This window comes from Enterobacter sp. BIDMC109 (assembly GCF_001037885.1).
Lineage (GTDB): Bacteria > Pseudomonadota > Gammaproteobacteria > Enterobacterales > Enterobacteriaceae > Enterobacter > Enterobacter hormaechei_C.
This window is the reverse complement of the sequence record NZ_KQ090002.1, coordinates 1655185-1663786: the sequence shown is the minus strand read 5'-3', so window position 1 is coordinate 1663786 and position 8602 is coordinate 1655185. Positions and strand designations below refer to the sequence as shown.

The following is an 8602-nucleotide window of genomic DNA, read 5'->3' as shown; positions in this document are numbered from 1 at the left end:
TCCCCCCATAAGCAAAATCAAGGGCAGCGATCTACCCTTTGTTTTGCTTACACAGTGACAGTTACGGTGTGGGTTGCCGTGAATGCACCATCATCAGTGGTGACAGTAATCACTGCGGTTCCCGCCGTAGCCCCCGATGGGGAAGATACAGTTACGGTACTGCCTGAGAAAGCCACCGTAGCGCGAGCTGGCACGGATGAAGTGACAGTAAATACTTTATTGTCAGCATCTTCTGGGGAAATGTTCACGGTGAATGTTGTACTTGAACCAGCCGCAATAGAACTGCTGGTTGGTGTAACCGTCACGCCTGTTACCGCGATATCGCCATCAGCTTCGGTGATCTGGAAAGTAGAACCATCTGCCAGCTTGAACTCAAAGCTGTAGGTGACAATTTCCTTTACGCCGCCACCATCACTGGCACCAGACGGCACCATGTAGCCGATGTGATAATAATCGCCCCAATGGAAACGCATCCACACGCCAGGCTGACGGCGGGCGCGTACCTCATCAACGATATACTTCACGAACTGCTGAACGCCGAATTCGTCGGTGCGGTCCTTAACACGTACCTCACCTTCAATCGAATAGGTTGGATCGAGACTGGAGATCAGGTTTGAACTGAATCCGCCATTATCCGCATCAGACGTCAGCGCCTCAGGACTTAAATCCCACGTAGCCGAAGTTGGAAGACCCATTAACTTCCAGTCACCCTCCTCCGGCACCATGTCAGCGCATCCGTACGCCAGTTCCAGCGTCTTCGCGCGACCAATTAGTTGTTCGTTATTGGAGCAGCCTTGCATCGTTGCTTACCTCATTTCTGATAATAAAGAAGGCCGCTCAGAGCGACCTTGTGTGATGTTGATTTTTAGCTATCCGCCGAAGAGACAGGCAAATTGCAGGCGCCATACCATACGCCCTTCGGTAGTCATTACAGGTGATGGTATGCCGCCCATATTTGAGATTTGCCCCAGGCAGCGATTTGTCATCGGATTGGCTTTCACATATTCGATAATGGCTTCAACATCGGCCTCGGCTTTGGCCTTATCGCCCTTAGCCGTTCCTGCAATAACGTCAACCAGAACGTAATAATCAGCTGCCATATCCCGGTCTATCGCCGTGCCGCCATTTGGGCGGAAGACAATGAACCGATCGGTTAGTTTTCCAGAATCTACCCAAGACAAAGACTGGATGATGTAGCCAGTAGTAAGCCCAGCATCAACGAGCACGTTGCGAACACGCTTATACATCGGAGTGGTCAAAGTGATAGTTCCTTCTTAATTACCGCGTCGATTTGCCTGCGGGTATCATCAAACCCTTTGGTTAAAAACTCCTTCCTTGCCGTCGCCCGGCGGAAGTTCTGAGGTACGCTTGGGTCATGGACGTATGCAGCATAGTTAGCCGAATAACCCACCCGGCCCGTCACGCGATTTCCATTTACAGTAATCTCGCGAAACTGGCTATTGATGAGGGTTGATGTATCGATCGGGGTATAGAGCGCCGCCTGAGATCCGCCGATAATCAAAGCTGATTGCATGGCTCTGACGACCTTTCTCCCCTGAATATCACCAACCAGAGCATTAAGGTTTTTCTTCGCCTGGCTAATACCCTTAACTTTGATGCCCATGGCTACACTCCCGTCAGGATGGCGTAATCATCCGCCAGGCGCTCGAACGTGTCAGCATAGCGAATAACCTGCCTCACCTCGTCAGCGCCCGCCACAACCGGGTCAGCCTCGGTCGAAACGCCAATCAGCAGATAATCACCTGCGGCCGCCAGAGCGAACTCCGTCCAGACCGTATTCTTTACGACGATTTCAGCACCCAGGCTGGCTAACTTCTTGCTGAGTCCGCCCTCGTAATCGCAGAGGATTTGCTCAGGTTCCGCATAGCCGCGCGGATCGCCGTATTCGTCATTACCTTCCAGCTTGCGCCAGATGGTCGCCGTGGCGGTATAGCTCCAGTTCGCTACCGATGACATCAGCCCTCCTTCCAGCGCAGCACCTTCGCGCCAGTCGCCCGGATGCGCGCGCAGTTGATATGCCACTCGCCGTCCGATTTCACGTAGCCGGTAGTCTCCCGCCCTGTGTCGGTAATCACCCATACGCGAGTGAAGGAACGCGGTAGCCCGTGCTTAACTGATTTGTACGTCATCAGCAGCCTCCGACCACAGCGAAGAAGCCCACACTGTTACCGGCGCTGATCGGCAGCTCTCCGGTGCAGCCGCTGGTATCTAGCCGGGCCAGCGAGTCGCGCAACCAGGTGATACTGTCGTCGCCATACTCAAACGAACGGGACGCGCCAGAAGGCGCACCCTGCGATTTGATGCGGCGCGCGCCGGACGACGTAGCCATAAGCGCGGCGGCGTACATCAAGATCAGCTTCGCAGTGCAGTCGTCATAGCCAGCACCATCGAGGCACGGGATAATCTTGTTCACCACGCAGAGGATCGGATCCAGCAGCGCGCCCGGGATGGAGTAACCCAATTCACCGAGGAACGCCTGCACGTCTGCCGCTGTGATTGGGTCAGCCATGGTTATTTCGCCTTCTTGATTGCTTCCGCCAATGCTGCTTCGGCTTCGTCAGCGCGTTTTGTTTCTGCTGCCAGTGCGTCGGCATGAGCCTTGTCTTTAGCTTCACCATCGGCGATTAGCTTTTGGTTCTGCTCCAGTGCGTCGGCAAGTTGCTTTTGCAGTCCACTCAAGTCCGCTGCTTTGGCGGAAGGGGTGGACACTTCGAATGTCAGCTTTTCGCCTTTCTTCTTGTCGGTCTCCTTTGCCTTGCCAGTGTCGATCCAACGTTTTGCCGTTGCATCGTCTACCTCTACCACCGAACCAACCTCCAGTTTTCGGAGGTTGGCACCGGCATAGAGATTGTCTGTTATGATTTCTACCAGTGCCATGTCTTACCCCTTAGCTCGATGCGTAGATGACAGATTTCTTGCTGTTGATGTCGGTCTTAACCATCAGGCCAGCAGCACCCCAGGTACGCCAGATGTAATCGCTGTTGTAGAACGGACGCGGGTCGGCAACGGTGCCGAACGCCTGACCTACAATTGGAGCAATCACGCCAGCTGTCAGCGGAACAATCAGGATCTGGTTACCAGTCAGTTGAGCATCTTCTTTAATCGCGGCAATACCGGACAGTTTCAGAAGCTCTTGCAGGATGGTGTCAGACTGGTAGTTGTCGCTGAAATAGCGCTCCAGGTTTGAAATGATGGCGCTCGACACATACCAGGTCTGCTCTGCGTACTGATTGTTGGTCAGCTTGAGAGTGTCGCGAAGCTTAATCGCCGCATTGCGGATCTGCTCTGCCGTGGCGGAGGCGCTGGTAAAGTCGATATTCAGACCAGATGCACCCAGATCAACCAGAGCCACACGTTCGTCGTTCTTCAGGCCTTTCCAGGTCTTATCATCAAACTTAATGTAGTTGCCTTCCGCGTCACGATAGCCGTTGTAGATGTAATCCACATACTGGCGACGGACTTCGTTGGTGGACTCGAACTGAGCATCAGAGATGATGTCGAACGCATCCGGGTTGTTCAGGCGAGGCTCACGCCAGTGGAATTTGAAGCCGGTATCGTGCACCGGAACCATCGTGCCGTCGTACTGGTACTGCACCGCATCCAACGCCGCGCCGATCTGGCCTGACATAGAGGTGTGAGCCCACATGCGGCCGCCGGACTTAGCATATTCGTACACGGTCTGGTTGATGCGCACCGAGCGAGACAGCGGCATCAGGTCGTTGAACAGAGTGAACTCAGTGTTCGGCTGAAATTGACGCATCACGGTCTGGTCAAAGGCCTTGTACAAGTCAGCAGGGGAGCGAACGGCGTTGATGCCATTCAGCTGATTGACTGCATTCAGGCGATCAGCCATTTCCTGCATTACGTTAATGCCCTGATGATTCAAAGCGGCATTACGCTCCTGCGTCAGCATACCAAACTGGTACTGGTTCACGGCCAGGTTGCCGGTCTTTTCGCCCAGCGATTTAGAATAAACAAGCATTCAGTGACTCCTTACTTAATCACTACGCGAATGAGGTCGCCAGCAGCGGCGGTGATTGAGCGCTCTTCGTCGCAATAGCAGCGATCTGATTCGCCAGTGGCCCATTTCTTCACCTGGCCGTTGACGATTGAGAGAGCGTCGCCTTTTTTGTAGGTACCGGCGGCAGCGCGGACGTTCAGGAACATGCCAGGCAGTGGATGGATCCCCACCAGCAGATCGTCGACAGCAAACGTGTCATCTACCGTCTTGCAGCGCAGATAGTCGAAGTCAGCGACATAGATAATCGCTGTTTCGCTACCATCTACCGACACCTTGAAGACGCCAGCATCGAAGAAGCCCAGGGTGCCGGGCTTGACCGCGGTGGCGCGGCCTTCACGGTTGAGCAGCGGATTAGGGAATACGCCACCGGCGTGAATTACGTGTTTTCCGTCTTTAGCCATTTTTTACTCCGGCATTTCGCTGACTGATTGGGTGTTGGTAGCCTGGTTGCGGAATGCACCGTTCAGGCCGAAAGAGGTCTGGCACTTGGCGTACATAGCGTCGAGCGCCTTGCCGTCCAGATCTGCGACTTCTTCATCGCTCATGTTCATCGCCAGTTTCACAGCCCCGCGCTTTTCGCCTTTCTCTTTGTCGGCGTTCGCGTTCAGGCTGTTGAAAACGACGTCCACGCGATCGGCTAGTGTTTTCGCCCACGCTGGCATCTCTTCGTTATTTGTAGCCTGCTCTTTTTTCTTGGGCTTGCCGGTTGCTGGGTCGATTTCTTCGTCGCCATTTTTCTTGGCGGCGGCTTCGTCGGCCTTCATCTGGTTGTATGCGTCCATCAGCTCGGCGTCGGACTTGCCTTCGGTCGGCTTACCAGCGGCTTGCAGCGCATTGATAATCAGCTCTTTCATCGGATCGTTCTCTCCGTTGGTTTTAATCTCGTACTCAGGTTGTTTGCGCACGACTTCTACAGGTTCGCCGACGAATTGGGCGTTGCCGTCATCGTCGATGATGTACTTCTGTTTGAAATAACGGGAATCATCCCGATATACGAAGGTGTCAGGCCATACCGACTCTGGCCAAAGCCAGTTGTCATCAGATCGACCCTCTCGCAGCTTTTCACTGATTGCGCGCTGGATGTCGTCGAAGGAAAAGTTGGAGGCATTGGTAAAGAAGAATTTGGTTTTGTTGATCAGGCCATCGCGGGTGCAGTCGATTCCGTCAGCCAGGCGGGCAACTTCGATCTGCTGCTCATCACCTTCTGAGTTAACAAAGATGCCAACGCCCTCCTCCGGCGTTCCGGCACCTGGCTCATCAAGCAGCACAGCCACATGGTCAAACATCATGTTTGTGGCGATTTCGTTGTACTTTTTCCCCTTCGACTCGCCGTTGGCTGCTATGCCGGAATACAGCAGGCCGGTGGAGATGTGGATCGGGTCGGAGTTGGTGCCGGCCAGCATCTCATCCAGGCGGTTAATCAGCCGCTTACCCTTCTCGCTCGACTCGGCGTAATGGCGGTTAACGTACATGTCGCCCGTCACTTTGCCGTCTTTGTGGCTGACGTTCTGTAACCAGGCCCCGACGTGGTACTCGTTCACCGCCCGGACATCTCGCGCCGACACATGCTTGCCGTCCACTTTCGGGTGGCCCAGCGGCATCGGGTTACGCTCGAGCGTGTTGTAGGCCTTTTCGATTTCTGCTGCCGGGTACAACTTCCGGTTCATCACGATATCGTCCACGACAGGCGTGATGCCGCGAACCACGATATGTGGCTTGCCGTCGATGGTTTCAGTGGTGATGTTTGAAGCGGAGTTGACGACGGTCAGCACGTTAACGCGATTGCGTTTCATGCTGGGTCCTCATTGGTGGATTTCAGGCAATAAAAAAGGCCGCCATAGCGACCTGTAATTTATTTGATTTCAATAAAACCTGGCGGATGTGGCAGCGAATCTAACGTGTCAGCATGAATGAATGATGGCGTTGGTGATGTAATAGCAGGCTCACCATGTCCACCACCGGATGTTTCATTATTCATGACAACCAAGATTTCACCATCGTCGCTTTTCGCTCTGAAGTTTTTAGTGATTTCTACAATATCACCCTCTTCATTTACCCACTCGCCAATCGGCCAGTAGACGCTGCGCCACTTAACTTTCATGCCGGACACTGGAGCAACTACCATCGCGATATCCTCAATGAGAAAACTGCGAATAAATATACATCACGCAGCCTCCTTAGTGGTCCATTGCTTCCGCTCTTTCTTCAGCTTGTCTGCCAGACCTTCATTGAAAATGCTGCCGTCGTCGTTAAGCAGCACCGGTATCTGGCTGCAATAGCAGTTGTACCGGTTACCATTCTCGGCGTAGAAGTCCCGCACCTCTTCCGTGGTGTAGACCTTGCCGTGACGGCTGGCGTGCCAGGTGCGCGTCGTTGGTTTTAGCGCTGACAGCCACAGAAGGCCGGTATTCAGACCTAACCTGTCAGCGGCCCAGTCCGTTTCGTTCCATTGCGCCTGCCGAAGCGCGCCGACCTGCTCAGACTGAGCGATGGTTTTGGCCTTCGACATCGACACATCGAGACGCTTGCTGATGACGCTGGCTGTCTCGCGAGGATTCACACCGCGCGCTACCGCATCGGTGATGATGCTGGTCAGGTCACCACGGGCTGTATCGCTGATGACCTTCCAGTCGCTGTACGTTGTCAGCCTGGCCACAGAAATCTGGTTCAGATAACCGGGGCTGCTTAAAAGCTGCTCTAGCGTCGTCTGGCTGGCGTACACCTGAGACTGCTGCGAGAGGTTGTTGAATGCCTCCAGTGTGCCACGCTGCGCTTCTGCAACGACGTAATTCATCGCCCAGAGGTTTTGCTCGCCGCCTTCCAGCAGGTAATCGTCGAGAATGCCTTGCACCGCTTCCAGCAGATCAGCCAGTTCCTGTGCTGACATGTCGTAGATGAACTTGCCAGCGTTGACCTGGTAGAGCCGCATATCCTCGCCATGGTCGTGGCACAGGAAGCGCCAGTTATGGCTGTTTACCTCTCGCTCTCGCCCAGTAAGGCGCTGGTCAAACAGAACTTTCAGCGCGCGCTTGATGCCGAGATATCGCTCCTCGATATCCCGGAACATCGCGGTTACCTGCCTTGCCGATCGGGTCGGGTCAACCTTGCTGCGCGGAACTACCGGTGTCCCGACTTTCGTCTTTTGCTCCGGTGTCATCGGAAAGAGGATCATCGGTCGTTACCTTTTTTTTGGGGTCAGGCGGCTTAACATCTTCACGCGGCTCAAGTTCTCCCGCTTCCCTGACCTCGTTCTCATCAACAGCCGGTGTGCCGTAGGCTTGCTGGGTATCCTTCGCCACCGCAGCCATTTCCTTCATGTTGGCAATCTTCTCTTTCTCACTTGGAGCGAGTAGATCGGACCAGGTTAACGTGATTTCGCCAGATTTAGGTGGCTCGATAACCTCCACAGTCCAAAGCCGTTCTATAACTGCACTTGCCCGGTCAGTCTGGAACCCGTTGCGGCGACCATTACAGCGCTTGGCAAAGTCGTTTTTGTCCTGATCTGAAGCAAGCCTTCCCGTCTGCTGACCAAACAAGATGGTGAATGGCATCTGAACTGAAGATGAAAACTGGTTAGCTGACACTGTCCACGTTGGACTCGGATCGGCAGCGGCAACGGAAAGCACTTTAGCCTCTCCGTCCTGCGTCACCAGGGCCGAATCTGTACCAGAGTTAAGTTTCTGGATAGCAGCGTTTAAAGCCTCAGCCAGCCCTGAATAACCAGCTTTCTTGGCATCCTCCATGATTTTGTCAATCTTGGTGTCTTTCGACATGTTAATGCCGAGCTGCCTGCTGGCGTTTTTCAGGAACCCCTCAGCGCTGCCGCCGGAGGTTTTAGCCATATCCAGCAGGTCGTTATAGCCTGCACGCAAGAAAGGGATTCCAGCCAGTGAGGATTCATCTTCTGAGCCCTCGCAGAAAATGATGATGCGCTCAGGATGAATTTTGATGGAGCGCATGGGACCAACAATACTGCCGTTGTCCCCCACGGGTTGTTCCTGGAAATAATAAAACTTCGGCATGGCGTAATCAGGGGACTTCTGATCCTGCTCTAATTCACCCGGCTTAACCTGCGACTCCCATGCAGGAATCATCTTCACTAAGCCGCGTTCGCGTGAGTTACGCATCACTTCACGATTAACTGGCTCATCCCAATTACGGCTATCGGCAAACTGAAGAATGAGAGCTGAGTAGTGACCGACAAGGTTACGTCTATCCGCGTCCTTCACCTTCGCCCAGTATTTCTTCATGAGCTTGGTGACTTTCTTTTCCCATGGCGTCGATTTTTTGGACTTCTTCGTCTCGTCACCATCCACGATTACAGGATTATCAGACCAACATGCATCCAGTAGCTTATGAACAGCGCCGAACGCGGCTCCATTACGCTCATACATGTTGTAGAAGTGGTCAAAGTCGAGGCGCTCAGGATAGCCAAATTCACACCACAGATGATGTCGCTTGGTGTTGCCTGATTTATTGAAGCCGGCCGCATAAAGCTGTCGAGATCGCGATACCTCGTTGAGGCTATTCACAATCAGCCCAGCGAGGACTTGCATTTCT

At 53.7% G+C, this 8602-nt stretch carries 13 protein-coding genes; all 13 read right to left on the bottom strand.

Features of this window, described 5'->3' with window-relative positions; genetic code table 11:
• Positions 1-47: 47 nt before the first annotated feature.
• The 13 genes from SK62_RS07920 to SK62_RS07860 all read right to left on the bottom strand — a co-directional run bounded on the left by SK62_RS07920 (position 48) and on the right by SK62_RS07860 (position 8598).
• Positions 48-800, bottom strand: a complete 753-nt coding sequence (locus SK62_RS07920; protein WP_048249447.1) for an Ig-like domain-containing protein — start codon at positions 798-800, stop codon at positions 48-50.
• Positions 801-869: 69 nt separating this feature from the next.
• Positions 870-1259: a phage tail termination protein gene (locus SK62_RS07915; protein WP_045332036.1), complete on the bottom strand. Its 390-nt coding sequence runs from the start codon at positions 1257-1259 to the stop codon at positions 870-872.
• Entirely contained in the window at positions 1256-1624 is a 369-nt protein-coding gene (locus SK62_RS07910) for a hypothetical protein (RefSeq protein ID WP_032668719.1), read from the bottom strand. Before SK62_RS07910 ends, SK62_RS07915 begins: the two co-directional genes overlap by 4 nt.
• Before the next feature lie 2 nt (positions 1625-1626).
• On the bottom strand, positions 1627-1977 hold the full coding sequence (locus SK62_RS07905; protein ID WP_048249445.1) for a hypothetical protein: 351 nt from the start codon (positions 1975-1977) through the stop codon (positions 1627-1629).
• Positions 1977-2150: a hypothetical protein gene (locus tag SK62_RS07900; RefSeq protein ID WP_048249444.1), complete on the bottom strand. Its 174-nt coding sequence runs from the start codon at positions 2148-2150 to the stop codon at positions 1977-1979. Before SK62_RS07900 ends, SK62_RS07905 begins: the two co-directional genes overlap by 1 nt.
• Positions 2150-2530, bottom strand: coding sequence for a DUF7370 family protein (locus SK62_RS07895; protein WP_048249442.1), 381 nt, complete (start codon positions 2528-2530; stop codon positions 2150-2152). The genes SK62_RS07900 and SK62_RS07895 overlap by 1 nt, the downstream gene beginning before the upstream one ends.
• 2 nt (positions 2531-2532) lie before the next feature.
• Positions 2533-2898 carry a hypothetical protein gene (locus SK62_RS07890; protein WP_048249440.1) on the bottom strand — a complete coding sequence of 122 codons (366 nt, stop codon included), beginning with the start codon at positions 2896-2898 and terminating at the stop codon, positions 2533-2535.
• A gap of 10 nt (positions 2899-2908) precedes the next feature.
• On the bottom strand, positions 2909-4003 hold the full coding sequence (locus SK62_RS07885; protein WP_048249438.1) for a major capsid protein: 1095 nt from the start codon (positions 4001-4003) through the stop codon (positions 2909-2911).
• Between the two features lie 11 nt (positions 4004-4014).
• Positions 4015-4443, bottom strand: coding sequence for a hypothetical protein (locus SK62_RS07880; protein WP_032104751.1), 429 nt, complete (start codon positions 4441-4443; stop codon positions 4015-4017).
• A 3-nt stretch (positions 4444-4446) separates the two neighbouring features.
• The gene (locus tag SK62_RS07875) at positions 4447-5835 is read right to left on the bottom strand and encodes a DUF2213 domain-containing protein (RefSeq protein WP_048249437.1); all 1389 of its coding nucleotides are present in this window, start codon (positions 5833-5835) and stop codon (positions 4447-4449) included.
• A 59-nt stretch (positions 5836-5894) separates the two neighbouring features.
• On the bottom strand, positions 5895-6167 hold the full coding sequence (locus SK62_RS07870) for a hypothetical protein (protein ID WP_048249434.1): 273 nt from the start codon (positions 6165-6167) through the stop codon (positions 5895-5897).
• 39 nt (positions 6168-6206) lie between these two features.
• Positions 6207-7214 (bottom strand): phage minor head protein, encoded by a 1008-nt coding sequence (locus SK62_RS07865; RefSeq protein WP_075261938.1) that lies wholly within the window; start codon positions 7212-7214, stop codon positions 6207-6209.
• The gene (locus tag SK62_RS07860; protein ID WP_033486697.1) at positions 7141-8598 is read right to left on the bottom strand and encodes a DUF1073 domain-containing protein; all 1458 of its coding nucleotides are present in this window, start codon (positions 8596-8598) and stop codon (positions 7141-7143) included. Before SK62_RS07860 ends, SK62_RS07865 begins: the two co-directional genes overlap by 74 nt.
• Between the last annotated feature and the right edge of the window lie 4 nt (positions 8599-8602).